We start from the raw sequence: 24,698 nt of genomic DNA, 5'->3' as shown, positions 1-24,698 counted from the left end.
ACGCCCCGACGCGGACGGAACGAGTGCCAGTGGGTGTCGACCCGACCCGGGCCAGCATCGCCCGGGTGTACGACGCCTTCCTGCTCGGCAAGGACAACTACGAGATCGACCGGGAGGTGCTGCGCAAGGTCCAGCAGGCCGCCCCGGAGGCTCAGGACCTGGCCACCGAGAACCGCGGGTTCCTGATCCGCGCGTGCCGGTTCCTCGCCAGTCAGACGGGCATCACCCAGTTCCTCGACCTGGGATCCGGCCTGCCGACGGCCGAGAACACGCACCAGGTCGTGCAGCGGATCAACCCGGAGATCAAGGTCGTCTACGTCGACAACGACCCGGTCGTCCTCGCCCACGGGCGGGCGCTGCTCGAGGAGAACGAGAACACGCACTTCGTCTCGGACGACATCTTCGAGCCGGAGCGGATCCTCGAGAACCCGGACGTCCGGCGGCACATCGACTTCACGCAGCCGATCGCGTTGCTGCAGCTCGGGACGCTGCACCACTACAACGGGCCGAAGGAACAGCCCGCCAAGATCATGCGGAAGTACCTCGACGCGCTGCCGTCGGGTTCGTACGTGGCGATCTCGCACTTCTCCGACCCGGAGGACGAGCTGTCCGAGGTCGCCCGCAAGATGGAGGACTTCTTCATCCACAGCCCGATGGGCTCGGGGACCTTCCGCACCAAGGCCGAGATCGAGGAGCTGTTCCACGACCTCGAGATGGTCGAGCCCGGCGTCAAGCTGTGCGTCGACTGGTGGCCGGACGGCCCGCGGATCAAGGAGCTGAACGCGGCCCAGCGGACCATCTCCGGCGGCATCGGCCGCAAGAATTAAAAAGTTCGACCTCCGAAGTCCCCTTCAGCGCACTGTTCGCGATGAAGGGGACTTTCACAGGCGCACCAGCGGCAGCCATCGGGCCAGATCGGCCCTGCTCCCGGAGGCGGTGACCCGCCCCGACCCGACGGCGTCGGCCCAGCCGAGCAGCCCGGTCGCCAGTTCCAGCCACGTGCGCGGATCCGTTTCGACGACGTTCGGCGGAGTTCCGCGCGTATGGCGCAATCCTTCGACACACTGCACAGCCGCGAACGGCGGCACCCGCACTTCGACACTCTTCCCCGGGGCGTCCGAGGCCAGCGTCCGCAGGCTCAGCCGCACCGCCGCGGCCAGCTCGGGCCGGGCCGGATCAGGACCGGATCCGCTCAACCAGGGGGAAATCGCCGTGATCGCGGCACGTAACTCAGCGGGGTCGACCGAACGCGAAGAGGCCATGGGAGAACAGTAGAGTGAGCGCGAACAAACCTTCAGGCACCCGGAACGTGGGGATGGCGATGGCGCAGCGGGACGAGGCGGATCGGTTGGCGTCGAGCCCGGCGGGCAAGCGGAAACCGGGCAAGCCGAAGATCACCGAAGAGATGCGCGCCAACGCCAGGGCCAACCCGAACAGCTGGCTTTATGTCATCGACGAGGCCTTCGACCCCGACGGCCCGGTGCCGTCCTGGGCGGTCGTCGGCGCGTACCCGGTGAACGGCGGCGGCGAGATCGTCGAGGACTTCCACCCCAACGACCGCTACCGGCCCTCGCCCAAGGCGCTCGGCTTCCCGGAGCCGCGCAACGAACTCGAGCAGCTCCTCCAGCTGGTGCGCACGAACCACCGCCCGGCCGCCGACCTGCCGCGGGTCTTCCTCGACTCGACGCTGTTCGTCTACGCCCTTTCCCCGGTCCAGCGCACGGTGATCGGCTTCCACAACGTCGACGGCCAGGTGCTGGTGCCGGCGTACACGGCAAAGGCGCTGGTGCCGCGCGAGTGGCCGCACGCCCGCGCGGTGCTGGGCCGCGACATGGTCCCGCTGCTCGCGGGGCATCCCGTGACGCTCAATCCCCACGATCGGCTCACCGCGATCATCCCCTCGGAGCACCTCGACAAAGCCCTTTCGGACGAGCGTCGTTAGGGCTCGATTAACCCACTCGGCCCAATTTTTTCGCCCTGAAAGCAACTCTTTCGGGTGATGTTCGAGTCGCTGATTCCCTTTTCCCGGGGGATCGTGGCGACGTGATGAGTCGCAGAGTGTGTTCGAAAGGCTGGGGGGCCGTCCTCGCGGCGGGGGTTCTGCTGCTCGCGCAGACCCCCGCCGTCGCACGTGAAGGCGGGCCCAGATACGACGGGGCCGAGGAGCACTACGCCGGTTCACAGATCGCGCTGCACGAAGGCGTCAACGTGTCGGTGGGGCCGCTGTACGGCGGCGAAGCGCAGACACTCGGCCATGACGTCAGCGGTCATCAAGGCGACGTCGACTGGCCCGCCGCGGCCAGGACCGGCGCGAAGTTCGTCTACGTGAAGGCGACCGAGGGCACCGGCTTCGTCAACCCGAGGTTTCCCCAGCAGTACAACGGTTCCTACGGCGTGGGCATGATCCGCGGGGCCTACCACTTCGCACGCCCCGACATCTCGGACGGCGCCGCGCAGGCGCACTACTTCGTCGACCACGGCGGCGGCTGGTCCAAGGACGGCAAGACGCTGCCGGGCGCGCTCGACGTCGAGTACAACCCGTACGGCGAAACCTGTTACGGCAAGACACCCGCGCAAATGGTGGAGTGGATGGCGTCGTTCGCCACGGCCTATCTGCACCGCACCGGCCGGCATCCGGCGATCTACACGTCGACGAGCTGGTGGAAGCGCTGCACCGGGAACAGCAACCTGTTCTGGCAGAACCCGCTGTGGGTCGCGCGCTACAACACCGAGGTCGGGGAACTGCCCGCGAGCTGGAAGACCCAGACCATCTGGCAGTTCTCGAACAAGGGCAGCCTGCCCGGCGATCAGAACTGGTTCAACGGCACGCAAGATCGCGTGCACGCGTTGTCGATCGGCTGACGCCGTCACCCCCGAGTGGGGTTACAAGATCACAGAACACCGTCAACATGGAAATGAAAATCACCCACGCGTAGTACCAATTTCACGGAAGTTAGTGACAAACCCGGCACTCGTCGTCAACAATCGTGCCCGGACGGCTACCACCTGCAAGTTAGCCGTCCTCAGCGAGGGTTATCCGTGAAGGGATTGTCGTATGCGCACTTCCCGAAGAATCGCCATCGCCGTCGGCTCCGCGCTGCTCCTGCTCAGCAGCACGGTCCAGGCGTCGGCCGCCCCGTCCCCCGAGATCACGTCGATCGAACAGGATCTCCAGCAGAACGACCACACGATCGGATCGCAGATCCGGCGCGTGGAAGGCGACACCTCCACCCCGGAGTCCAAGGAGAAGGCGGCCCGGCCGCAGCCTGAGGCCGGGGTGCTCGCGACGGTCGCGGGCATGGACGTCGCCAGCTACCAGCAGAACGTCGACTGGGCCTACTGGTGGGGTCAGGGCAAGCGCTTCGTGTGGACGAAGGCCACCGAAGGCACGAGCTACAAGAACCCGTACTTCGCCCAGCAGTACAACGGCTCCTACGGCCAGGGCTTCATCCGCGGCGCGTACCACTTCGCCCTGCCCAACGTCTCCGGCGGCGCGGCGCAGGCGGACTACTTCGTCAACAACGGCGGCGGCTGGTCCAAGGACGGCAAGACCCTGCCGGGCGCGCTGGACATGGAGTACAACCCGTACGGCGCCACCTGCTACGGCCTGAGCCAGTCGGCCATGGGGGCGTGGATCCGGGCGTTCCACGACCGATACCAGCAGCGCACCGGCCGCTGGCCCGTCATCTACACCTCGACGAGCTGGTGGAGCACCTGTGTCGGCTCGTCGCAGAACTTCGGTGGCACGGTCCCGCTGTGGATCGCGCGCTACGCGTCTTCCGTGGGCACACTGCCCTACGGCTGGGGCTTCTACACCGTGTGGCAGTACACCTCCAGCCCGCTCGACCAGAACACCTTCAACGGCGCTTACGACCGTTTGCAGGCACTGGCCAACGGCTGAGCTGCGCATTTCGTGAAGAAGCGGCTCCCGGCCCCGGCCGGGAGCCGCTTTCGCGCGCCACTTTCGTCGCGGGGTACCTTCCGGAGCAGAATGCCCACGAAAACCCTGGCATGGGCGGATCCGGAACCAGCGCTGACCGCCGGTCGTCTGATCTGCAGCCTCAGGCCCCAGTACGGAAGGCGAGACCGATGACCTACCCACCCCAGCCAGGCCAGCCCTACGGCCAGGACCCCCAGGGACAGCAGCCCGGTGGCTGGGACCAGACCCAGCAATACGGTCAGCCTCAGCAGTACGGACAGCAGCCGCAGCAGGGCTGGGACCAGACCCAGCAGTACCAGCAGCAGCCGCAACAGGGCTGGGACCAGACCCAGCAATACCCGCAGCAGCCGCAGCAAGGCTGGGACCCGAACGCGCAGCAGCAGGGCTGGGACCCGAACAACCCCGGCTACCCGCAGGGTTACGGCGGCCCGCCCGAGCCCCCGAAGAAGAGCAAGACCGGCCTGATCATCGGGATCGTGATCGGCCTCGTCGTACTGATCGCCTTCGGTGTCACCGGGTTCCTCGCGCCGGGCTTCCTGCTCAGCAAGGACGAGGGCAACAACACGGCCGCGCCGCCCGCGTCGTCGTCCGAGAAGGCGCCGCCGTCTTCCGCGCCGAAGAGCAGCCCGAAGTCGAGCGCGCCCAAGAGCAGCCCGAAGAGCACCGAAAGCGGTGGCAGCACGGGCTCCGAAGGCAACCCGAAGGGCGTCCAGAACCTCAAGGACTTCCTGGCGAAGGTGAGCGCGGGCGACAAGGCCGGCGCGCTGTCGCTGGTCTGCGAGGACATGAAGGCGACCATGGGCGACTCGATCGACATCATGGCCCCGGCGCCGTCGCAGCTGGAGGTCACCAAGACCGCCGGCATCGGCGACGGCTTCATCACCGGTGACATCGAAGGCACGGTCAAGGGCAAGAAGGTGAGCGGGTCGGGGATCTCCTCGGACGACAACCCGGACAAGTCCTTCTGCGTCCGCAACTTCTTCGTATTCTGAGCGAATGAAGCGGTTGCTCCGGTCCCCGACGCTCCGCTCCCCGTTGCTCTGGACGTTCATCGCCTCGCTCGTACTCCTGCTGGCCGTGGGCGGCTGGTTGCTGACCGATCCGGCGACCAGCCGCAGCGAGGCGTTGAAGACCGGCGGCATCGCCGGGGGCGCCATCGTCGCGCTCTACGCGTTGTGGCTCAACGACAGGCGGCGCCGGGTCGAGGAGCGGCGGCAGGAGATCGAGCGGCAGCGGCAGGAACTCGAACTGCGGCGGGCCGACCAGGACCGGGACCGGATCTCGGACGAACGGTTCGCGAAGGCCGTCGAACTGCTCGGGCACGACGCCGACCAGGTACGGGTGGGGGCGATGCACGCGCTGGCGGGCCTGGCCCGCGGGCGGGCGGTCTACCGGCAGACCGTGTTGGACATCCTGTGCTCGTACCTGCGGCGGCCGTTCGAACATCCGCGGTACGACGAAACCGCGAAGCCGTCCAGGGGCGACTCGGAGAAGAAGGCGACCCCGGAGCAGGATCAGGAACTCCAGGTGCGGCAGACCGCGCAGCGGTTGATCGGGGAACTGCTCCCGGCCGCGGATTCCGCGGACGTGCCCGCGTACGACCTCGACCTGACCGGGGCGGTGCTGGAGTACTTCGACCTGTCGGAGCGGAAGGTCGGCAAGCTGCTGCTCCGGTACGCCGGTCTGTACAGCAGCACCAACCTGTCCGGTTGCGTGTTCCGCGGGCCGGTGTACCTGACCGGCGCCGGAGCGGGTGAGAAGAAGCGGATCGGCTTCTTCCGGTGCAGTGAAGCCAAGTTCGAACAGCGGGCGTGGTTCAGCGGGGTGCGGTTCTCCGAGGACGCCGAGTTCCGGGGCACGGCCTTCGCCGGTGAGACGTCCTTCAAGGACAGCGTTTTCGTGAAGAACGCCGTCTTCGCCGACGCGAAATTCGGGAAGACGCTGGACCTGCATCGCGCGCGGTTCGAAAGCTTCGCGGATCTGAGCTTCGGTGAGCCGCCCGGCACCGTGTCGCTGTACAACACGATGGTGGAACCGTCGAGGGATCACGAGCTCCCGGCGGGCTGGTCCGTCGAGACGCTGCCCGACGGCCGGGCCAGGCTCGTGATGAAGGACCGATGAAACGACTGCTCAGGTCACCGCTGCTGTGGACGTTGCTGTCGTCGGTCGTGGTGCTCGTCGGGGTCACCGCCTGGCTGCTCACGGATCGCGCGACGAGCCGCGGCGACGCGCTCAAGACCGGCGCCCTCGCCGGTGGCGCGGTCGCCGCGCTGTATGGACTTTGGCTCAACGACCGGCGCAGGCGTACCGAGGAGGACCGGCACGAGATCGAGCGCAGCCGGATCTCCGACGAGCGCTTCGCCAAGTCGATCGAACTGCTGGGCAACGAGGCCGACCAGGTGCGGGTCGGGGCGATGCATTCGCTCGCGGGGCTGGCCAGGACGCGTCCGGAGTACCGGCAGACGGTGCTCGACGTGTTGTGCGCCTACCTGCGGCGGCCGTTCGACCATCCGAGTTTTCCGAGCGACACCAAGTGGGACAAGGAAAACAAGGCCGAAGCCGAACGCGAACGGCTGGTCCGGCGCGCGGCCGAACGGCTGATCCGCGACATCCTGCCCATCTCCGGCACCACCGGGCCGACGCTTTCGCTCAACCTCAGCGATGCCCGGCTCGACAAACTGGGGCTGCTCGGCAGGCGGGTCGGCTGGTTCGGCGCGGATCGCTGCGAGGTGCTGACGTATCTCGACCTCACCGACGCCCAGCTGTCCGGGAAGTTCCTGCTGGAGAACGTGACGATCCACGGCGAGCTCGAACTCACGCGGGCGAGGTTCGAGCGGAAGGTGTCCTTGGCCAACACGGTCGTCGAGACCGCTGTCGACTTCAGCGTCGCCACTTTCGCGGAGCCGCCGGTACTGGAAGGCGCGAAGTTCCCGCCCGGGACGACTTTGCCGGTCGTGAGTGGCGATTCGGGTTAGGGCTGACCGTCTCTTAGGTACCTACTGGCGGACGGTTTCGTGTGCTTGGACGGACGACACACGTGACTGGATGGACGACACGCGTGTCCAGACGGACGACTCGCGTCGGGAGCCCGGCCACGCGGCGGTGAGACGTCGGTACCGGGGGTCGTGAGTGGCGATTCGGGCTAGCCACCGTCTAAGTCAACCAACAACACTGTACTCCGCTCGTCCTGTACGAGCCATGAGTGCGAGGAGCCGCCCGCCCCTGGTCGTGTCAAGGGCGGGCGGCTCAACTCTGGGCACTCATGCCTACCGCAGGCGGATCAACGCAGCGCAGTCCACGCTACGGGCTGTGCACGTGACGCCGCTGCTTGACCGTGACAGCAGAGTGGAACCCGGTTGGTGCACCTATCGGGGTTGGTGCACCAACCGGGAGTCCTGCGGCCATCTCCTGGCATGGACATGCGTTCTCGGTTCGAGCTCCCGCGTTCGGCTGGCGAGCCATTCCCTGGACTCGTGGCGATCGAGCGCGGCGGCATCGACGTGGTTCAGGAACTCCTGATAGAAGGCGATCTCGGTGTCGTCCTCCAGGAAGAGGCTGGCGGTGAGAGCGTCTACGTGGAGCACGGGTTGATCGACTTCGTGCCGGAAGATCGTGAAGTCGTGGCGGCTGTCGAAGGTGTCGTTGCTGGCGGGTACGACACGGATACGGCAGTGAGGCAGCTCCGACGAGAGCTGGAGATGGAGCAGTTGCTCGTACATGATCGCCGGGTCGTCGAGCGTCGCGCAGAGAGCGTCTTCGTGAACATAGAGGGTGAGGGCGGGGCGTGAGTGCCGGGTGAATATGGCCGTTTGGCGCTTGACCCGGGCAGCGACAGCCGCGTCGAACTCGGGACCAGCGGTGTGGCCGTACCGTCGGAAGACGGCCTGAATGTAGGCGTCAGTCTGGAGATGAGCGGGAACAAGATCCGGGCTGTAGGTCGTGATCGATTTACAGCGTGCTTCCAGCAAGGTGAGGGTGCGAAGGGCGTCGGGTTGGCCTGCGGCGTGAAATTGCAGCCTGTGATTGTGAGCCCCGCTTGCCAGCGCTACGAGCTCCGCGAGTTCTTCGGGCGTCGCTCGGGCGCGAGCAAGGTAGTCCGTGATTTCCGTCGGGAGCACCTCGCGTTGACCGCTCTCCAGTCGGGAGACTTTGGGTAGGCCCCAACCCAACATCCGCGCCATTTCTGTGCCGGAGTACCCGGCGCGCTTGCGGACTCGTCGAAGCTCGTGGCCGAGTTCCCTAGAGCGCGCGGTCGATGTTTCTTGCCTCATGGGTTGTTTCACCTAGCGCTTCCCATGCCCGACGCCGAACGGGGATGCGGAATATGGGTCGGGACAGCCGGAGATTTCAATGCCGCCGCCATCCGGGCGAGTACACCGGGACGTGCATGGCGACGATGGCAGCGTCGGACTGACATTCGCTGTTCCATTGACTTCAAGGATGCTCGCGCCTCTATAAACAGGCGGCAACCTACACACACATTTCCCGGAGCGGCAGTCATTGGCGCAGAAACGAACAGCACTCCACATAAGCCCTGATATACATCCTGGGACGCCATTCCTGCCGCCAAGGCGTCGTCGGTCACCGCATGATCGATCACAGCATCGCTATCGGCTGTGATCCAAGTCAAGTGATGCCGCTCTGAGGTCGATTGAGTTCCTGTCGTCATTGCCGGTTCCTTCAGTATTTGTCGTATGGGCGCCATTGAATGCAGGTTGGCCGCAGTCTCGTATTTAGCCACTCGATTAACGCAGTGCGCGCATCGGCAATAGGAATCGCCGCCGAGCGCGGAAACACCGACCCCACTGACCCATTGAAGATGAGGTTTGATTCAGGAAGCGGACGCCTGGGATTGTATGAGTTCGCGATCGGCATTCGAGCATCGTCGTTGTCCATGTAGTTCAACGCGGCAAGACCAATGGACGGGCGGACGCTTACCCGAAATTGATGATTTGGAAACGGCCCATCCTTGCTGATGTAGAACTCAACTTCGCCGATCGAAAGGGTGGTTTCCGAATCGGTGTGGTCTATTGTCAAGATTTCTTCAACAAGTGCGGCCGATGCAGCCATTCCGCGCGCGACTCGGGCCACGCCGGAAGAAAGCGATGCCGTCACAATCATGCGTCCATGTCACCGTTCGGTCGGTTGAAGCCGGTCTCGGCCCCCTGTCGGGGTCTTGCTCGGCCTACGGTCACGGGGAGTGGCGCGGGGGTCTATATCTACTCGGGCATGCCACATGCCGTATCTGACATATCCGCAGGTGGGAGGTCAGATCAGGGGACTGTGAGCTTCACTCGGTGGTGGCGGCCGATAGCGCTAGGTACGCTGGTCGGAGGCTGATCGGTACAGACCTCGGCAAGGGGGATCGCATGGGTACACCCGGTGGTTCACGGAACTGCCCGGAATGCGGGACCTTGCTCGCTGCCGACAATACGGCCCGAATGTGCAGCAAGTGCCTGAGGGAGCAGCGCGACCAGCTGCGGACACCCCCTGCACAGCTTCGAAATGAATTCTTCGAGACTGATGCGTTTCGCGCAGCCTTCGCGAGTCATCACATTGGGAAGGTCTTCAAGGCGTATCGGAACCACCCGCGCCACCTTCAACTGTTCGGGAAGGCGCTCAATCAAGAGTTGCTGGGTCGCTGGCTGGGACTTACGCAAGCCCAGGTAAGCAAGCTTGAAAACGGAAAGCCGGAAGAAAACCTCGGAAATCTCCGGAACTATGCAAAGATTCTGCATCTGCCGCAGCATCTTCTTTGGTTCGATTTTCCAGGCGAAAGCCGATTGAGGATTCCGCGGACTGCCAATGCTGGCCATGAATCCAATAAGTTAATTGCGGCAGGGGAACGTGACGAACTCCTGGTGGTCAACACCGGAATGGATACACTTGAACTCTTGCGACGCGTGCGCGCATCGGCAATCGACTCGTCGACCATTGACGCACTCAGTATCACGGTGGAGCAATTGTGTTGCGACTATCCGCATGCTGACGCTCGCACGCTGATGGTTGCCGGTAAAGAGTGGCTGGGCAAGATGACACAGTTGCTCGAAAATCGACTGACGCTGTCACAGCACCGCGACATACTCAGCAAGGCGGGAACACTGGCCTTGCTTGTTGGATGCCTGGAATACGACACAGGCGATGCTCGCGCAGCGGAAGCGACACGTCGCATGGCAATGGAACTAGGTAAGGAAGCCGGGGATCAGGGAATTGTAGGGTGGGCGCATGAAATGCTCGCATGGTTCCATCTGACGGCAGGAAATTACCGCGCCGTTATTCCGGCCGCTGAAGCGGGGGTTTTGGCGGCACCCTCCCACTCTGTCGCAGTGCAGTTGTACGGGCAGCAGGCGAAAGCGTACGCCCGCATGGGCAAGCCCAAAGAGGTTCGCCAAGCGCTGGACAACGGCAGCGCCCTCCTGGATCGGCTCCCCTTCCCAGATAGGCCGGATAACCACTTTGTTGTTGATCCTGACAAGTGGGACTTCTACGCAATGGATACCTATCGAATTGTCGGCGAAGACCAACTCGCGCAGCGAAACGCCGAGGAAGTAATCCGACGCGGGGTCAACCCCGAGGGCGTTCCGCTTTCCCCGATGCGCATAGCCGAAGCTGAGCTAACCCTCGCCGTCATAGCCGCAAGGCGCGGCGACGTCGAACAGGCGGAGGAACTGGGCATGCGCGCGCTCCAGTCCGGCCGCCAGAGTCGCCCATCACTACTGATGGTCTCGACCGAACTTGAAGACGAGCTCACCACGTACGGCACCGACGCGGGGCGCGACTTCCGCGAGCTGCTGGCCGAGGTCAAGCGCAACCCTTGATCAACATCCTGGCTGAGAATATTTAGCCACTGCGGCATTCTTTCTCGGAATACCGCGCTTCATTAAAGCATTCCTTACCTGCGGCTATTCAAGCATGGAATAGTTTACTTCGGTGTTGACATAGTTGATTCGACGCTTCGGCGCCTTACTTGATGGCGACGGCTCGCAATTCCGCGAGTCGCAGCCAAGAGTAAGGATTCAACAATCATGAGTAACACAATCCAAAGTGCCGGTTCTTCGGCGCATGTTTCGATCCGTCAGGCCGCCTGGGCTCTCGGAGTTAGCGAGTCCAGGGTGTGCCACGCGGTCCGAGTTGGTGCCTTGCGTGCCGTTCGGCGTAGGTCCCGTCTTGTGGTTCCCGCCGCCGAACTGCGGCGTGTGCTTGGCGGTGCGCGATGACTGAAGACGAATACACGGAGTTGGCTGCTCAGCTTGACCGGTTGTCCGCCGTGCCGGACGACGTGTTGTCCGAAGTGGTGGCAAGGGATGGCCTGTGTTTGTGGGCGTTCGATCGGAGCGACTTCCCCGAGGGTGAGACGGACAGGGCGACGGCGGCACGGATGTGTGCCGGGTGTCCAGTGGTTGATGAGTGCTTGGAACTCGACTTGCGCACGGCCGGTGAGAACACGGTCGGGGTGTGGGGCGCGCTGCCGGATACCGATCGGCGGGCACTGTTCCCGGTGTGGCTGCGTCGTCGGGGTGGTGAGGCACGATGACTGTCTCTCTGTCGACGACACAGATTCTGGCCGGGGCTGGTGTCCTGGTGCTGCTGTTCACCGTCTGGCGGGCCAGTGCCCGCAAGGCGCGTGCGGCGGCTGACGCGGCGCGGGCTAGCGCCCGGGTGGTGTCGCTGGCCGGACGGGTGCTATTCATGGGCGCCGCGTTCGTGGGCGTTCAGTGGCTCGTGATCACGCACCCGGGTAGCCCGCTGCTGCTGCTCGTGGTGCTGGCGGTGCCTGACCTGATCGCGGCACATGTCCTGACTCGGGCGCTGACGGTGACCACACTGGACGCTCCGACCATGAGGCGTCGGGGTGGTGGTCGCCGATGACCACGAACGCTGATCGGCTGGCCCGTGAGGCGGCGGACGCTGCCGAGGTTCGGCGCTGGCAGTCCCACCCGGATGTGATCGCGTGGCGAGTGGAGCGGGTCCGCCGTCAGGTGGACCGGTTGTGCTGGTCCGGGATCGTGCTCGGGTTGGCGTTCACGACGGCGAACGTTCAGTGGTTCGCCGCCGCTGGCGCCGAGGTGGGTTCGCTGCCGTGGCTGACGGCGTGGCTGCTGGACCCGACCGTGTGCCTGGTCTTGCTGGCCATCCTGCGGGCCGAACAGATCACCGCGCGGTACCAGGTCCACACCGGACGGTGGGTTCGCGCGGCGAAATGGCTCACGCTGGCCGCGACGTATGTCATGAACACATGGTCATCGTGGGCGGCAGGGTCTCCGGCGGGGGTGGTGCTGCACTCGGTGCCCCCGGTGGTGGTGTTCGTGGCCGCCGAGGCGGTCACCGACCTGCGGGACAAGCTCACGGACGCGGTTCACGTCGCGGTCTCTACGTCCATGAACCGCACGGAGGTTCATGAACCCGCCGTGGACGAACCGCCCGCGACCGTGGCCGAGGTGGCGCGGCCGGAACGGCGGAAGCTGTTCGCCGACTATCTCGCCGACGCGCGGGCCGTGTGGTCGGCGGAGGTGGAGATCACTCCGGCATGGGTGCGGGAAGCCACCGGGTGTTCGCGTGGTCTGTCGTCCCGGCTGGCCGCCGCGCTCGTCGCCGAGGTGGCCGAGGGGGTGCGCCATGACCAGTGATCTGGAGCGTGCCGGGTCGCGCGACGTCGAACACGTCGGGCCGATCCTTGACGGCGAGTTGGTGGATGACACGTTGCCGCAGCCACGTCGGCGGACGGTGCGGCGCCGTGTCGGCCGGTGGCTGCGTCGGGCGTGGCAGTCCGCGCCGGTGGTGCGGGCGCGGTCGCTGGCCGCCTACCGCGTCCGGCAGGCTCCGCGCGATGTGGCGCGGCTGGTCTGGTTCGTGGCGCGCGGCATGTGGCGGTGGCTGCTGAAGTTCTGGCAGTGGGCCACGTATGCCGACCTGCGGGCGGACGCGCGGCGGGCACGGCTGGCAGGCGACGCCGAAGCACGCCGCGCCGCGCAGGAGCTGATCCGCTCCGACGCGACGGCACGATGGGCGAAACTCGGGATCGCCGTTCGACGGTTCGTGATCACGGTGCGGGTGGCCGCGCCGGTGGTGGCGGTGTTGTGGGCGGTGGCCGCGTTCATGGAACGGGCGGACATGTGGACGTGGCTGGCCGAGGTCTACACCGGACTCGACGCGGCATGGTCGGTGCTGGTGTTCCTCGGACCGGTGGTGTTGTGGGCGCTGCCGTTGGTGCTGGTGGTCGCGGCCGCGTTCGAGGGACGCGACCGGACCCCGGGCGCGGGGTGGCTCGTGCAGCCGGACCGGGACGACGCCGATTCGTGGATCGACGAACGGATGATCTCCCGCGCACTCGCGCATCTCGGTATCGCTCCGCTGGACAAGTTCTACCGCGACGGCGGCGAACTCGTGTACACGGTGGCCGCCCGCAAGGACGGCGACGGCACCGCCGCGCAGATCCGGTTGCCGATGGGTGTCACGGCCGACATGGTGGCCGCGCGCCGATCCAGGTTGGCGGCGAACCTCGGACGCGCCGCGCTGGAAACGTGGCCCACCAAGGGATCCGAGGACGGAATCCTAGATCTGTGGGTCGCGGACAAGGGCGTTCTCGGCGGCCGCGGCGCCGGCGACTGGCCCCTGGTCCACGATGGACAGGTCGACCTTTTCGAGGGTGTCCCGTTCGGACTCTCGCAACGCGGGCTGGTCATCAACGCGCCGTTGCTCGGGGTCAACTGGTTGATCGGAGGCCGCCCCGGGCAAGGGAAATCGTCGGCGCTGCGCACGCTCATGCTCGGCGCGGCACTCGACCCGACGGCCGAGTTGTGGGTGTTCGTGATGGGCGAGTCCCCGGACTTCGCGCCGTTCGAACCACGGTTGTCCCGCTACCGCATGGGAATGGACGACACCGTCGCCGAGGCGGCGACGCAAGCACTGGCGGACCTGCTGACCGAAATGGAGCGACGCGGTAAGACGCTCGGCGAACAACCCGGGCGGCCGCCGAAGGTGTCGCGCAAGCTCGCCGACAAACGCGCGTTGGGATTGCACCCGCTGGTGTGTGCGATCGATGAGTGTCACGAACTGTTCCAACATCCCAAGTTCGGGAAGCGGGCGGCGGAGCTGGCGGTGCGGCTGATCAAACGCGGCCGGAAGTACGGCGTCGTTCTCTTGCTGGCCACGCAGTCGCCCACCAAGGACAGCATTCCCCGGGAGATCACGCGCAACATCTCCTGCGGCGTGGCGTTCTCCGTGGCCGACCAGGTGGCCAACGACGGGTTGTTGGGTTCTGGCCGGTACGCAGCCGGTGTCCGCGCGACCGAACTACGGATCAACACCGACCGGGGAACCTGTGTCGCGGTCGGCATCACCGATGAGGTTTTCGAGTTGGTGCGGACGTTCTATGTGCCGTTCGAGGACGGGGCCGACGACGTGACACCGGTCATCGCCCGCGCCATGGCGTCCATTGAGGACGCCGGGCGGGCGGTGGAGACAGCGGAGCGAATCGAGATTGAGGCGGCTCCGGTGGATCACCTCGCCGACATTGCGCACGTGCTCGGCGACGAACAGCGAGTGCGGACACAGACCGTGCTCACCCGCCTTGCCGAGTACAACGCGGACGAGTACGAACCGTGGGCGTTCGCCGACCTGAAAGCAGTGCTGACCGACCACGGGCAACGGCTCCGCAAGGTACGCGGACTGATGTACGTCCACGCCGACGACGTGGCCGCCGCCCGCCGACAGGCACGCGGGGAGGCAACGGGGGAAGCACCAGAGACCGGGGGAGTTCTCCCCCTAGCCTCCCCCGACCAAGATCCCTCGGTTGACCAGGGCAAACACCCCGGGGGGAGGCGGGGGAATGCCACCACCGAAGACCCGTAAACCGCCCGAAACCAGGGAAATCGGTACCACGCCCGGGGCCTTCCCCCGCTCCCCCCGACCAGCGACCGCAGACACCCGCTCGAAAGGCAGCAACCATGACCACGACGCCGACGAATCCGAGGACGGACACGGCGCCGCAGGCGGCCGACCGAACACACCGGACGGTGACCACGCCGACGGCCCGCAGGACGCGGACCAGCCAGACGCGGACTCAGCCCGCGACGGCGGACAGGGCACCACCGCCGGGGGCGCTGAGAGGGCCGTAGACGGCTCCGCACGGTCGACGGCGGGTCATCGGCCCGACGTGGGGCGCGTGATGCTCAAGACGACGCCAGAGGGTGCGGCGTGGGTGCTGGTCGAAGGTTCCGATTTCGCGGAGCTGGCGGAGAGGATCAACGTCGTGTACGACGCCCTCACCCGTCCGCAGCGCGGTGACCAGCACTGATAGGTGGCGTCCCGGGTGGTCCGGGCGCATCCTGACTAGATGGGTGGAGGATCATTGTTCGATCGGATGGCAGAGGCAGGCGAACGCGCCGCCGCTCGTGAGCGGCGGCGCGCTGCCATTGAACGGGGCGTCAGATATCCGGCGCTCGGGCTGGCGCTGTTCTTGGCGCTGGCGGCGTGGTGGTTGTCAGGCTGGCAGATGTGGCCCTGGTTGTTCGGCGGTGTCGGCGGCATGGTCGTCATGCTGCTGCTCGGGCGCGGCGTGCCGCTGGCGTGGCGGCTGACGGTGCCGCTGCTCGTGGTCGCGGTGTGGCTGCTGACCTATGTGGACCCGTGGTGGTGGGTCGTGGTCGCCGGGGTGATCCTGTTCGCTGCCGCGATGGTCGCCGCCGTCCACCTGAGACTCCGCACCCGCCGACCACAGACGCTCGGGGCGCTGGCCCTCGGGCTGGCCATGGTGACGGCCGGTTCGGTCATGCTGGCCGTGAACGCGGCCGAAGAGACCCGCCAGACACAGGACGAACTGAACGCGGCGCACGCGGAAGCGGTCGCGCGGATTCTGCCGCGCACCCCCAACGCACTGGTATGGAACTTGGTCGTCAGGTTGTCCGATCAGGCCACGGGCGGCCGACAGGCGGCGGCATCCGGGACCAGTGCCGCCGCCGACTTTTGCTTTCATTTCAGCCCGCAGGCGGCGGACGCGTTCGCCGCCGCGCGGGGCGCGGTGGACTGTCCGGGCGCGTTCCTGGCACTGGCCGCCGAGGTCACCAACCCCCACGACTACGTCACGCGCCTGTCGGTCCCCGGTAGCGCTGTGCGGTTCGAGCCGGACCACGTCACCAGCGTCGTGGACGCGTGCCACCTGACGTTCGGCTCCATCTTTGACGACACCCCCACCGCCGCACCCGGTCCGCAACTCGGTGAACTGACACTCAGACAGCAACACGGGCAGGGCCACCTAGTGATCGGGTACCGGCCCTGCCCGTGATCTGTGCTCACGCCCCCGGGCGTTAGCCGAGTAGGTCCGTGATATCGACCATCCCGCTTTCCGTGACGTACTTATCTGCGAATTCGGCTAGTTCCGGCATGGCGTCCTGCCAGCCCTCCGGCAGAAGCCACCCCATCATAAGTTTTCCATCGGGCCGTTTCTGTGCGGCGAACGAGAAACCCACATCAAGCCACCGGAGACGCCGTTCCTCCGGTGTCAGTGTTTCCAGTTCTTCCCGCCACGTCCGGTCCGTCGGCACCCACTGCACACCCCCGGGATCAATCGGCAACGCCCGAAGCGTGTCGATATCTTTCAGGATCTTGTTCCCGTCGCCCATGATCCGCTGACGCTCATCCGCCGACACTGCCCGCGCAACCCGTGACATGAGCCGCGCGTGTTCCCGCTCCAGCTTCGCGATTTCGTTAGCGTGATTCGTTGGGGGCAACACGATCCGTTCGCGGACCGGCACCATGGAAAAGAGTACGTAGAAAGATTTCTCGGCATAGGGTTCCACGTCTTCCGCACGGATGGACGGCCCGTGTTTGGCCGTCGGGCACTTCCAGTACCGATACTCATAACTGACCTTGGTCCCGTTCGCGCGGGTCCGCGTGTCACCCGCGATACGGTGCCACAACGGCTCCATGCACTCCGGGCACACCAGGACACCGGAGAACGGGTACGGCCGGTTGCTACCACGCGCTTTGCGGCGTGACTTCTCGTCCAGCACTGCGATTATCTCCGCCTGTTCGGCGGGCTCGAAAATGCCGAGTTCGACAAGATCCGGATTCACCAACAACGCGGCAAGCGTGGCACCCTTCCATTGATAGCCCTTGAGTTCCACTGTGGCCGGTTCTTCACCCCGCCGTTCTGCCGTCAACTGGGCTTGCCGGTCTCGCGGAGTGACGACCTTGTTATCCGTCAGCCACTTGCACAGGTCGGTGAGCCCCTTCTTTTCCGCCCGCACCAGCGTGGACAGGGAATGCAGGATCTTGACCGCGTAGGGGTCCAAACCGAGAATCCAGCCACCACCGCCCGGCAACTCCACCGGCATCGTCCCGTACAGGTGGCTCTCGCCGCTCCAACGGCCCTGTTCCTTCAGGGACGCTTTCGCGGAGCGGAACCGCTCGCGCATCCGTTCACGCTCCATGCGGGCGAACGCCGCAATCAGCGTGATCATGAATTCAGCCATCGAGTTACTGGAATCGATGCCCTCGGCGATCGCGATCAAGCGCTTACCGCGCGCCCGCAGCCACTCAAGCAAGTTCAAGGCGTCCATGACGTTCCGGACAAGCCGGTCAAGCTTGGACACGACCAGCGTCTTCCACGGTTGCGGCGGCGCGTCGGACAGCCACTGCTTAAGACCCGCTCGCTTGTGCGGCTCCAGGTCGCCCGACACGTGCAAGTCCTCAACCGTCGCCACCACCGGGATGTCGTAGGCCGAGGTCCACCGGTGCGTGGTGTCGCGCTGGACCACGTTGGACGTGCTCTCATCCGTATAGTGCGATTCACGCGAATAGCAGACCGCCGCGTCGTCCTCGGGGGTGAAGGGGACGACGGGCGGCCGCTCACTGGCCTGCTTCTTGAACCTCCGCCGCTTCCTCGGTGTTGGTGCGCTCATGGCCGTATCCTCGCTGGTAGACGCCCTGCCGACTGTAGTCGGTTGTCCCAGCCGGTGCAGAACCCGAATCGCCACTCACGACAGCCGTCAGTCGAAGAGCGCGGGGAGGGTCTTCTCCCAGGTCTCCCGGAGCTCGTCCAGCGTGAACTCCGTGATGTCCTGGAGTTCGAGCGAACCCGACTCCGGGTCCACCACACCGGTCTTGCGCCACGGCAGGCCGCGCGCGGTCAGCATCTCGGTGAACCGCAGTTCCTCGGTGCGCGGCACGGCGACCAGCACCCGGCCCGCGGACTCGGAGAACAGCTGCACGAACGGGTCCTGCTCCGAGTCGAGGAAGACGCGGGCACCGCACTGTCCGATGAGGACGGTCTCGACGAGCGTCTGGATCAGGCCGCCGTCGGAGACGTCGTGCGCGGCGGAGATCATGCCGTCGCGCGAACCGGCGATGAGGATGTCGGCGAGCAGCTTCTCGCGCGCCAGATCCACGCGAGGCGGGCGACCGCCGAGGTGGCCGTGCAGTTCGCGCGCCCAGGCGGAACCGTCCAGCTCGTCGTGGGTCTCGCCGAGCAGCAGAAGGGTTTCCCCGGCCTCGGCGCCGATCCCGGTCGGGATGCGGCGGGTGACGTCGTCGATCACGCCGAGCACGCCGACCACCGGCGTCGGCAGGATCGCCACGTCACCGGTCTGGTTGAAGAAACTGACGTTGCCGCCGGTGACCGGGATGCCGAGTTCGACACAGCCGTCGGCGAGACCGTGCACGGCCTGCTCGAACTGCCACATCACGCCCGGGTCGGTCGGCGCGCCGAAGTTCAGGCAGTCCGACACCGCGACCGGCTTCGCGCCGCTGGTGGCGACGTTGCGGTACGCCTCGGCCAGCGCGAGCTTCGCGCCCTCGTACGGGTCGAGGTAGACGAACTTGCTGTTGCAGTCGGTCGAGACGGCCACGCCGCGGCCGGTCGACTCGTCGATCCGGATGACACCGGAGTCCGACGGCTGCGCGGACACGGTGTTGCCACGCACGTAGCGGTCGTACTGGGAGGTGACCCATTCCTTCGACGCCTGGTTCGGCGACGAGATCAGCTTGAGCACGTCGGCCCGCAGTTCGTCCGAAGTGGACGGACGCGGCAGCTTCGCCGAGGTGTCGGCCTGCAAGGCGTCCTGTGTGGACGGACGCTGGATCGGCCGGTCGTACACCGGGCCCTGGTGCGCGACGGTGTGCGCCGGGACGTCGACGACGACCTCGTCGTTCCAGGTGATGACCAGGTGCTCGCCGTCGGTGACCTCGCCGATGTCGGTGGCGATGACGTCCCACTTCTCGCAGACCTTCATGAACGCCTCGACGTTCTCCGGCGAGACGACCGCGCACATCCGTTCCTGCGATTCGCTGGAGAGCACCTCCGCCGGGGTCATCCCGGTGGCGCGCAACGGAACCCGGTCGAGGTAGATGTGCATGCCGCCGTCACCGGCGGCCGCGAGCTCCGACGTCGCGCAGGAGAGCCCGGCGCCGCCGAGGTCCTGGATGCCGACGACGAGCTTCTGCGCGAACAGTTCGAGACAGCACTCGATGAGCACCTTCTCGGTGAACGGGTCGCCGACCTGGACGCTGGGCAGCTTCTTGCGCCCGCCCGAGGACTCGTCGCCGGAGAAGGTGTCGCTCGCGAGCACGGACACGCCGCCGATGCCGTCGAGGCCGGTGCGCGCGCCGAACAGGATGATCTTGTTGCCCTTGCCGGAGGCGAAGGCCAGGTGCAGGTCTTCGACGCGCATCGCGCCGACGCACAGGGCGTTGACCAGCGGGTTGCCGGAATAGCTCGGGTCGAACACGAGCTCGCCGCCGATGTTCGGCAGGCCGAGGCAGTTGCCGTAGCCGCCGACGCCGGCGACCACACCGGGCAGCACGCGCCGGGTGTCGGCCGCGTCCGCCGGGCCGAAGCGCAGCGCGTCCGCCACCGCGAGCGGACGCGCGCCCATCGCCATGATGTCGCGCACGATGCCGCCGACACCGGTCGCGGCGCCCTGGTACGGCTCCACGTAGGACGGGTGGTTGTGGCTCTCGACCTTGAAGGTGACCGCCCAGCCCTCGCCGATGTCGACGACGCCCGCGTTCTCGCCGATGCCGGCGAGCATCTTCTCCTTCATCTCGGGAGTGGCGGTCTCGCCGAAGTAGCGCAGGTGCTTCTTCGAGGACTTGTACGAGCAGTGCTCGCTCCACATCACCGAGTACATCGCCAGTTCGGCGTCGGTCGGACGGCGGCCGAGGATCTCCCGGATCCGGGCGTACTCGTCGTCGGCGAGGCCGAGCTCGACGTACGGCTGAGTCTGTTCCGGAGTCGCCTCGGCAAGTGCGGTGGTGTCGACGTCGGTGCTGGTCACGGTGTCCACATCAGGGTTCGCCACGGCCGCCAGAATAAGGGAGAGGGTTGTTCACCTCTCGGTCGCCCACAGATAAATCGGTCGCGCCCGAGACGGTGATCCGCTTACCGTCGATAATCGTGCTTTCCGCCACATATCCCCTTCCGCGACTGCGGCTGCCCGCCAAGCCGACCGCCTGGCGATACCTGGTCAGGATGATGCTCGCCCGCCCGGGACTGCTCGCCGTCTCGGCGATCAGCGGTGCCCTGTGGTCACTGCCGATCGCCCTGCTGCCGGTCGCGATCGGCCGCGGCATCGACGCGATCGGCCGTGGCGACGGCGACTCGGTCTGGCTGTGGGGCCTCGCGGCCGCCGGGCTCGGGATCGCGCAGACGCTCGCGGGCACGGTGCAGCACTTCGCGTCCTACGGCTGCTGGATCCACGGCGCCGGGGTCACCCAGCGCCTGGCCACCGAGCACGCCGCGAAGCTGGGCGTGAACCTGCGGGACACGACCACCACCGGTGACGTCGTCGCGATCACCACCAGCGACATCAACCCGATCGGTGACTCCTTCGAGGTGCTCGGCCGGGCCTTCGGTTCGCTGATCGCGTTCATCGTGTGCGCGACGGCGCTGCTGACGACGTCCCCGCTGCTCGGCGTGGTCGCGCTGGTCGGCGTCCCGCTGGCGGTGGTCGGCATCGGACCGCTGCTGAAGCCGCTCGAAAAGCGCCAGACGAAGCAGCGCGAGGAGAAGACCGACGTCAACGCGCTGGCCGCGGACATCGTCTCCGGCCTGCGGATCCTTCGCGGCGTCGGCGGTGAGAAGCAGTTCCTCGACCGCTTCCGCCGCTCCAGCCAGCGGGTCCGGGCGGCCGGGGTCCAGGTCGGCCGCAGCGAGGCATGGCTCGCTGCGGCGGAGGTCGCGCTGCCGGGCCTGGTCACGGTGGTCATCACCTGGCTGGGCGCGCAGCTGGCGATGAACGGCACCATCGGCGTCGGCGAGCTGATCACGTTCTACGGCGTCTCGGTGTTCCTGGTGATTCCGGTGACGACGGCGACCGAGTTCGCGGGCGTGCTGAGCGCCGCGCTGGTTTCGGCGCGGAAGGTGTGCAAACTGCTGTCCACCGAACGCACGCTCGCCGAACCGGAGAACCCGGTGCCGCTGCCGGAAGGCCCGCTGGACCTGTACGACGAGACGTCCGGGATCAAGGCCGAGGCCGGGAAGCTGACCGTGATCGACGTCGGGGCCGACGCCGAGAAGGTGGCCTCGCGGATGGCGCGGTTCACCGATCCGGATGAACCCGCGCTCGCAGGCGGGATCCCGGTGGACCGGGTCGCCCTCGGCGAGCTGCGGCGGCGCCTGGTCTACGCGCACAACCAGGACATCTGGTTCTCCGGGGTGCTGCGCGAGCAGGTCGCCCCCGCCGAGCCCGGCGACGTCGAGATCACCGAAGCGCTGTACGCGGCGGACGCCGAGGACATCGTGGACGCGCTGCCCCACGGCGTCGACGAGGTGATCGGCGAACGCGGACGCGAGGTCTCCGGTGGTCAGCGGCAGCGGCTGAACCTGGCCCGCGCGCTGGCGACCGACGCCGACGTCCTGCTGCTCGACGAGCCGACCTCGGCCGTCGACGCGCATACCGAAGCCCGCATAACCGAACGCGTCGCGAAGCTGCGGCGCGGCAAGACCACCGTCGTGTTCAGTCAAAGTCCACTGTGGACACATGTGGCCGACGTGGTCGTGAGTACGAGAGTGCCCGCATGAAGAAGCTGCCGCTGGCAGACCGGAAAGACGTTCGACGATGGATAAGGGAGACCGCGCGGGACAACAAGCGCGAGTTCTCCGTGATGCTCGGCCTGTTCTGCGTCGCGACCGCGATCGGGCTGGCCGGGCCGCGGTTGCTGGGCGCGCTGGTGGACGAGGTCGTCGAAGGCACGACGACCACCACGATCACGCTCCTGGCGGTCGCGTTCGTGGTCGTGCTGGGCGCGCAGGCCTGGTTCAAGGGGCTGGCGCGGCTGCGTGCGCGGGTGTTCGGCGAACGGATCCTGGCGAGCAACCGCGAGGAGTTCGTCGGGAACGCGCTGGACCTTCCGCTCGGGACGGTCGAGGCGGCGGGCACCGGTGATCTGCTCAGCCGGGCGACCACCGACGTCAGCCGGATCGACCACGCGGTGCGCCACGGCGCGCCGGAGATCCTGATCGCCGCCGTCACGGTGGTGTTCACGGTGGTGGCGATGGTGGTCACGTCGCCGTTCCTGGCGCTGGGCCTGCTGATCGCGCTGCCGCTGCTGGTGCCGGTGAACATCTGGTACCAGCGGCGGATCCCGGACGTGATGCGGCGGATGCTGGACCGGTGGGCCGAGCTGCAGTCCACCACGCACGAGACCGCGGAGGGCGCACGGACGGCCGAGGCGCTGAACCTGACCGGCCGCCGGGTGAAGACCGGGCACGACGGTCTCGACGAGGCGATGCTGGGCGAACGCAAGATCCGGGCGCTGCAGATGCGGTGGATCCCGTCGCTGGAGATCAGCTACGTGCTGCCGGTGCCGGTGATGCTCGGGCTGGGCCTGCTCGCCTACTCGAACGGCTGGGAAGGGCTCGGCACGATCACCGCGATGCTGCTGTATTCGCAGGTCATGACGGGCCCGCTGAACGAGGCGCTGTTCTGGCTCGCGGACATGCAGGTCGCCGGGGCGTCGCTGCGGCGGCTGCTGGGCGTGCGGCCGCCTTCGTCGGAGGCGCCTGCTTCGGAAGCTCCGCGCGGCCAGGACATCGAGGTCCGTGACGTGCGTTTCGGCTACAACGCGGAGCGCGAAGTGCTGCACGGCATCGACCTGCGGGTGCCCGCCGGTGAGCGGCTGGCGATCGTCGGCCCGTCCGGGGCAGGCAAGTCGACGCTGGGACGGCTGCTGGCCGGGATGTCCGCGCCGACGTCGGGTTCGGTGCGGATCGGCGGGGCCGAGGTGTCGACGCTGCCGGACGACGTCCTGCGCGGCGAGGTCCTGCTGCTGACCCAGGAGCAGCACGTGTTCGCGGGGACGCTGCGGGACAACCTCACGCTGCCCGCCGGGGAGTGGACCGACTCCCGGCTGCTCGACGCGCTGGCGTCGGTCGGCGCTTCGGAGTGGGTGGCGAGCCTGCCGGACGGGCTGGACACGAAGGTCGGGGCCGGGGCGGTCGCCGTCCCGGCGGCGATGGCGCAGCAGCTGGCGCTGGCGCGGGTGGTGCTGGCCGACCCGCACACGCTGGTGCTGGACGAGGCGACGTCACTGCTGGACACGGGTTCGGCGCGGGAGCTGGAGCGGTCGCTGAGCGCGGTGCTCGAAGGGCGGACGGTGATCGCGATCGCGCACCGGCTGCACACGGCGGCCGCGGCGGACCGGGTCGCCGTCATCGAGGGCGGCCGGGTGACCGAGCTGGGTTCGCACGCGGAGCTACTGGCGGCCGGTGGGCCCTACTCGGCCCTGGTCGCCGCCGCCTCCTGACGCATTTCGTCCTCTAAATGCGGTTTTAACGCATTTAGAGGACGAAACGCGTGGGGTGTCAGGCGGAGACGAGCGCGTCCACGGCGCTGTAGAACATGCCGAGGCCGTCATCGGAGGGCCCGGTCAGGGCGTCGATGGCGTGCTCCGGGTGCGGCATGAGGCCGACGACGCGGCCGTTCTCGCTGCGGATCCCGGCGATGTCGTTGCGCGAGCCGTTCGGGTTGCCGCCGACGTAGCGGAACACCACGCGGCCCTCACCCTCCAGCTCGTCGAGGGTGGCCTGCTCGGCGACGAAGCAGCCGTCGATGTTCTTCATCGGGATGAGGATCTCGGCGCCCTTGTCGTACCGGGTGGTCCACGCGGTGTCGTTGTTCTCGACGCGCAGCCACTGGTCACGGCAGATGAAGTGCAGACCCGCGTTGCGGATCATCGCGCCCGGCAGCAGCCCGGCCTCGCACAGGATCTGGAAGCCGTTGCAGATGCCCAGCACCGGCATGCCCTTGTGGGCGGCCTCGATCACCGAGGTCATCACCGGCGCGAACCGGGCGATGACGCCGGCGCGCAGGTAGTCGCCGTAGGAGAAGCCACCGGGGACGACGACCGCGTCGACGCCCTTGAGGTCTTCGTCCGCGTGCCACAGCGGGACGGCCTCGGCGTCGGCGTAGCGGACCGCGCGGGCCGCGTCACCGTCGTCGAGCGTGCCGGGGAAGGTGATGACCCCGATCCGGGCGCTCACGCGTCCACCCGCTTGATGGTCCACTGCTCGATGACGGGGTTCGCGAGGAAACCCTCGGCGATCTTTTCGAGCGTCGCGTCGTCGACGGAGTCGTCGACCTCGATCTCGAAGTGCTTGCCCTGACGGATCCCGGTGATCCCGGTGAAGCCGAGACGACCGGCCGCGCCGAGCGCGGCTTGGCCCTGCGGGTCGAGGATTTCGGGCTTGGGCATGACGTCGACGACGACTCGGGCCACGGCAGGCTGCTCCTTATTCACGCAGGTCGTGGGTACCGCCCGA

General features: G+C 66.9%; 24 protein-coding genes. 17 read left to right on the top strand and 7 right to left on the bottom strand.

The window, feature by feature from the left end:
- The first annotated feature begins 29 nt into the window (after positions 1–29).
- The gene (locus tag B0293_RS24630) at positions 30–827 is read left to right on the top strand and encodes an SAM-dependent methyltransferase (protein WP_005152612.1); all 798 of its coding nucleotides are present in this window, start codon (positions 30–32) and stop codon (positions 825–827) included.
- A gap of 54 nt (positions 828–881) precedes the next feature.
- Here the strand turns inward: B0293_RS24630 and B0293_RS24625 are convergent, their stop codons facing one another.
- Positions 882–1,262 carry a sterol carrier family protein gene (locus B0293_RS24625; protein WP_039915977.1) on the bottom strand — a complete coding sequence of 127 codons (381 nt, stop codon included), beginning with the start codon at positions 1,260–1,262 and terminating at the stop codon, positions 882–884.
- A 53-nt stretch (positions 1,263–1,315) separates the two neighbouring features.
- Here B0293_RS24625 and B0293_RS24620 point away from each other — a divergent pair, with 53 nt between their 5' ends.
- From B0293_RS24620 to B0293_RS24595, 6 genes are all read left to right on the top strand, one after another.
- Positions 1,316–1,942 (top strand): type VII secretion system-associated protein, encoded by a 627-nt coding sequence (locus B0293_RS24620; RefSeq protein ID WP_005152608.1) that lies wholly within the window; start codon positions 1,316–1,318, stop codon positions 1,940–1,942.
- Between the two features lie 104 nt (positions 1,943–2,046).
- The gene (locus tag B0293_RS24615; RefSeq protein ID WP_039915975.1) at positions 2,047–2,862 is read left to right on the top strand and encodes a lysozyme; all 816 of its coding nucleotides are present in this window, start codon (positions 2,047–2,049) and stop codon (positions 2,860–2,862) included.
- Between the two features lie 193 nt (positions 2,863–3,055).
- A complete protein-coding gene (locus B0293_RS24610; protein ID WP_005152600.1) occupies positions 3,056–3,901 on the top strand; it encodes a lysozyme in 846 nt (281 codons plus the stop codon).
- Positions 3,902–4,089: 188 nt separating this feature from the next.
- The gene (locus B0293_RS24605) at positions 4,090–4,932 is read left to right on the top strand and encodes a flagellar basal body-associated FliL family protein (protein WP_005152598.1); all 843 of its coding nucleotides are present in this window, start codon (positions 4,090–4,092) and stop codon (positions 4,930–4,932) included.
- 4 nt (positions 4,933–4,936) lie between these two features.
- On the top strand, positions 4,937–6,061 hold the full coding sequence (locus tag B0293_RS24600) for a pentapeptide repeat-containing protein (RefSeq protein ID WP_005152587.1): 1,125 nt from the start codon (positions 4,937–4,939) through the stop codon (positions 6,059–6,061).
- Complete coding sequence (locus B0293_RS24595) at positions 6,058–6,915, top strand: hypothetical protein (protein ID WP_005152585.1); 858 nt, start codon at positions 6,058–6,060, stop codon at positions 6,913–6,915. Before B0293_RS24600 ends, B0293_RS24595 begins: the two co-directional genes overlap by 4 nt.
- Positions 6,916–7,305: 390 nt before the next feature.
- Here B0293_RS24595 and B0293_RS44880 read toward each other — a convergent pair whose 3' ends face one another.
- On the bottom strand, positions 7,306–8,211 hold the full coding sequence (locus B0293_RS44880) for a helix-turn-helix domain-containing protein (RefSeq protein WP_077241376.1): 906 nt from the start codon (positions 8,209–8,211) through the stop codon (positions 7,306–7,308).
- 409 nt (positions 8,212–8,620) lie between these two features.
- Complete coding sequence (locus B0293_RS24585) at positions 8,621–9,061, bottom strand: Imm1 family immunity protein (RefSeq protein ID WP_077241375.1); 441 nt, start codon at positions 9,059–9,061, stop codon at positions 8,621–8,623.
- 248 nt (positions 9,062–9,309) lie between these two features.
- On the opposite strand from B0293_RS24585, the gene B0293_RS43185 reads away from it, so the two are divergent.
- The 8 genes from B0293_RS43185 to B0293_RS24545 all read left to right on the top strand — a co-directional run bounded on the left by B0293_RS43185 (position 9,310) and on the right by B0293_RS24545 (position 16,223).
- Positions 9,310–10,758 (top strand): hypothetical protein, encoded by a 1,449-nt coding sequence (locus B0293_RS43185; protein WP_143254635.1) that lies wholly within the window; start codon positions 9,310–9,312, stop codon positions 10,756–10,758.
- A 207-nt stretch (positions 10,759–10,965) separates the two neighbouring features.
- A complete protein-coding gene (locus B0293_RS44875) occupies positions 10,966–11,157 on the top strand; it encodes a helix-turn-helix domain-containing protein (protein WP_077241373.1) in 192 nt (63 codons plus the stop codon).
- A complete protein-coding gene (locus tag B0293_RS24565; RefSeq protein WP_034317915.1) occupies positions 11,154–11,474 on the top strand; it encodes a WhiB family transcriptional regulator in 321 nt (106 codons plus the stop codon). Before B0293_RS44875 ends, B0293_RS24565 begins: the two co-directional genes overlap by 4 nt.
- The gene (locus B0293_RS24560) at positions 11,471–11,809 is read left to right on the top strand and encodes a hypothetical protein (RefSeq protein ID WP_039915963.1); all 339 of its coding nucleotides are present in this window, start codon (positions 11,471–11,473) and stop codon (positions 11,807–11,809) included. The genes B0293_RS24565 and B0293_RS24560 overlap by 4 nt, the downstream gene beginning before the upstream one ends.
- On the top strand, positions 11,806–12,567 hold the full coding sequence (locus B0293_RS24555; RefSeq protein ID WP_005152578.1) for a hypothetical protein: 762 nt from the start codon (positions 11,806–11,808) through the stop codon (positions 12,565–12,567). Before B0293_RS24560 ends, B0293_RS24555 begins: the two co-directional genes overlap by 4 nt.
- Positions 12,557–14,791 carry an FtsK/SpoIIIE domain-containing protein gene (locus tag B0293_RS24550; RefSeq protein WP_005152577.1) on the top strand — a complete coding sequence of 745 codons (2,235 nt, stop codon included), beginning with the start codon at positions 12,557–12,559 and terminating at the stop codon, positions 14,789–14,791. The genes B0293_RS24555 and B0293_RS24550 overlap by 11 nt, the downstream gene beginning before the upstream one ends.
- A gap of 316 nt (positions 14,792–15,107) precedes the next feature.
- Complete coding sequence (locus tag B0293_RS44705) at positions 15,108–15,236, top strand: hypothetical protein (protein ID WP_280617882.1); 129 nt, start codon at positions 15,108–15,110, stop codon at positions 15,234–15,236.
- 66 nt (positions 15,237–15,302) lie between these two features.
- Complete coding sequence (locus tag B0293_RS24545) at positions 15,303–16,223, top strand: ABC transporter permease (protein WP_143254634.1); 921 nt, start codon at positions 15,303–15,305, stop codon at positions 16,221–16,223.
- Between the two features lie 22 nt (positions 16,224–16,245).
- Here B0293_RS24545 and B0293_RS24540 read toward each other — a convergent pair whose 3' ends face one another.
- Positions 16,246–17,841, bottom strand: coding sequence for a recombinase family protein (locus B0293_RS24540; protein ID WP_005152572.1), 1,596 nt, complete (start codon positions 17,839–17,841; stop codon positions 16,246–16,248).
- Positions 17,842–17,928: 87 nt separating this feature from the next.
- On the bottom strand, positions 17,929–20,214 hold the full coding sequence (purL, locus tag B0293_RS24535) for a phosphoribosylformylglycinamidine synthase subunit PurL (RefSeq protein WP_085939596.1): 2,286 nt from the start codon (positions 20,212–20,214) through the stop codon (positions 17,929–17,931).
- A 119-nt stretch (positions 20,215–20,333) separates the two neighbouring features.
- On the opposite strand from purL, the gene B0293_RS24530 reads away from it, so the two are divergent.
- Together B0293_RS24530 and B0293_RS24525 are read left to right on the top strand one after the other, a co-directional pair.
- Complete coding sequence (locus B0293_RS24530) at positions 20,334–21,959, top strand: ABC transporter ATP-binding protein (RefSeq protein ID WP_039915957.1); 1,626 nt, start codon at positions 20,334–20,336, stop codon at positions 21,957–21,959.
- Positions 21,956–23,683 (top strand): ABC transporter ATP-binding protein, encoded by a 1,728-nt coding sequence (locus tag B0293_RS24525; RefSeq protein WP_005152569.1) that lies wholly within the window; start codon positions 21,956–21,958, stop codon positions 23,681–23,683. The genes B0293_RS24530 and B0293_RS24525 overlap by 4 nt, the downstream gene beginning before the upstream one ends.
- Positions 23,684–23,741: 58 nt before the next feature.
- Here the strand turns inward: B0293_RS24525 and purQ are convergent, their stop codons facing one another.
- Together purQ and purS are read right to left on the bottom strand one after the other, a co-directional pair.
- Positions 23,742–24,419 carry a phosphoribosylformylglycinamidine synthase subunit PurQ gene (gene purQ / locus B0293_RS24520; protein ID WP_005152567.1) on the bottom strand — a complete coding sequence of 226 codons (678 nt, stop codon included), beginning with the start codon at positions 24,417–24,419 and terminating at the stop codon, positions 23,742–23,744.
- Positions 24,416–24,655, bottom strand: coding sequence for a phosphoribosylformylglycinamidine synthase subunit PurS (purS, locus tag B0293_RS24515; RefSeq protein ID WP_005152565.1), 240 nt, complete (start codon positions 24,653–24,655; stop codon positions 24,416–24,418). Before purS ends, purQ begins: the two co-directional genes overlap by 4 nt.
- Positions 24,656–24,698: the final 43 nt, after the last annotated feature.

This window comes from Amycolatopsis azurea DSM 43854, assembly GCF_001995215.1.
GTDB classification, from domain to species: Bacteria; Actinomycetota; Actinomycetes; order Mycobacteriales; family Pseudonocardiaceae; genus Amycolatopsis; species Amycolatopsis azurea.
Note: the sequence above shows the minus strand (reverse complement) of the source record. Positions and strands in the feature narration are given on the sequence as shown.

Coding starts and splice junctions, on each gene's coding strand:
- B0293_RS24625 (WP_039915977.1), bottom strand. CDS start 1,262: ATGGCCTCTTCGCGTTCGGTCGACCCCGCTGAGTTACGTGCCGCGATC.
- B0293_RS24620 (WP_005152608.1), top strand. CDS start 1,316: ATGGCGATGGCGCAGCGGGACGAGGCGGATCGGTTGGCGTCGAGCCCG.
- B0293_RS24615 (WP_039915975.1), top strand. CDS start 2,047: ATGAGTCGCAGAGTGTGTTCGAAAGGCTGGGGGGCCGTCCTCGCGGCG.
- B0293_RS24610 (WP_005152600.1), top strand. CDS start 3,056: ATGCGCACTTCCCGAAGAATCGCCATCGCCGTCGGCTCCGCGCTGCTC.
- B0293_RS24605 (WP_005152598.1), top strand. CDS start 4,090: ATGACCTACCCACCCCAGCCAGGCCAGCCCTACGGCCAGGACCCCCAG.
- B0293_RS24600 (WP_005152587.1), top strand. CDS start 4,937: ATGAAGCGGTTGCTCCGGTCCCCGACGCTCCGCTCCCCGTTGCTCTGG.
- B0293_RS24595 (WP_005152585.1), top strand. CDS start 6,058: ATGAAACGACTGCTCAGGTCACCGCTGCTGTGGACGTTGCTGTCGTCG.
- B0293_RS44880 (WP_077241376.1), bottom strand. CDS start 8,211: ATGAGGCAAGAAACATCGACCGCGCGCTCTAGGGAACTCGGCCACGAG.
- B0293_RS24585 (WP_077241375.1), bottom strand. CDS start 9,061: ATGATTGTGACGGCATCGCTTTCTTCCGGCGTGGCCCGAGTCGCGCGC.
- B0293_RS43185 (WP_143254635.1), top strand. CDS start 9,310: ATGGGTACACCCGGTGGTTCACGGAACTGCCCGGAATGCGGGACCTTG.
- B0293_RS44875 (WP_077241373.1), top strand. CDS start 10,966: ATGAGTAACACAATCCAAAGTGCCGGTTCTTCGGCGCATGTTTCGATC.
- B0293_RS24565 (WP_034317915.1), top strand. CDS start 11,154: ATGACTGAAGACGAATACACGGAGTTGGCTGCTCAGCTTGACCGGTTG.
- B0293_RS24560 (WP_039915963.1), top strand. CDS start 11,471: ATGACTGTCTCTCTGTCGACGACACAGATTCTGGCCGGGGCTGGTGTC.
- B0293_RS24555 (WP_005152578.1), top strand. CDS start 11,806: ATGACCACGAACGCTGATCGGCTGGCCCGTGAGGCGGCGGACGCTGCC.
- B0293_RS24550 (WP_005152577.1), top strand. CDS start 12,557: ATGACCAGTGATCTGGAGCGTGCCGGGTCGCGCGACGTCGAACACGTC.
- B0293_RS44705 (WP_280617882.1), top strand. CDS start 15,108: ATGCTCAAGACGACGCCAGAGGGTGCGGCGTGGGTGCTGGTCGAAGGT.
- B0293_RS24545 (WP_143254634.1), top strand. CDS start 15,303: ATGGCAGAGGCAGGCGAACGCGCCGCCGCTCGTGAGCGGCGGCGCGCT.
- B0293_RS24540 (WP_005152572.1), bottom strand. CDS start 17,841: ATGAGCGCACCAACACCGAGGAAGCGGCGGAGGTTCAAGAAGCAGGCC.
- B0293_RS24525 (WP_005152569.1), top strand. CDS start 21,956: ATGAAGAAGCTGCCGCTGGCAGACCGGAAAGACGTTCGACGATGGATA.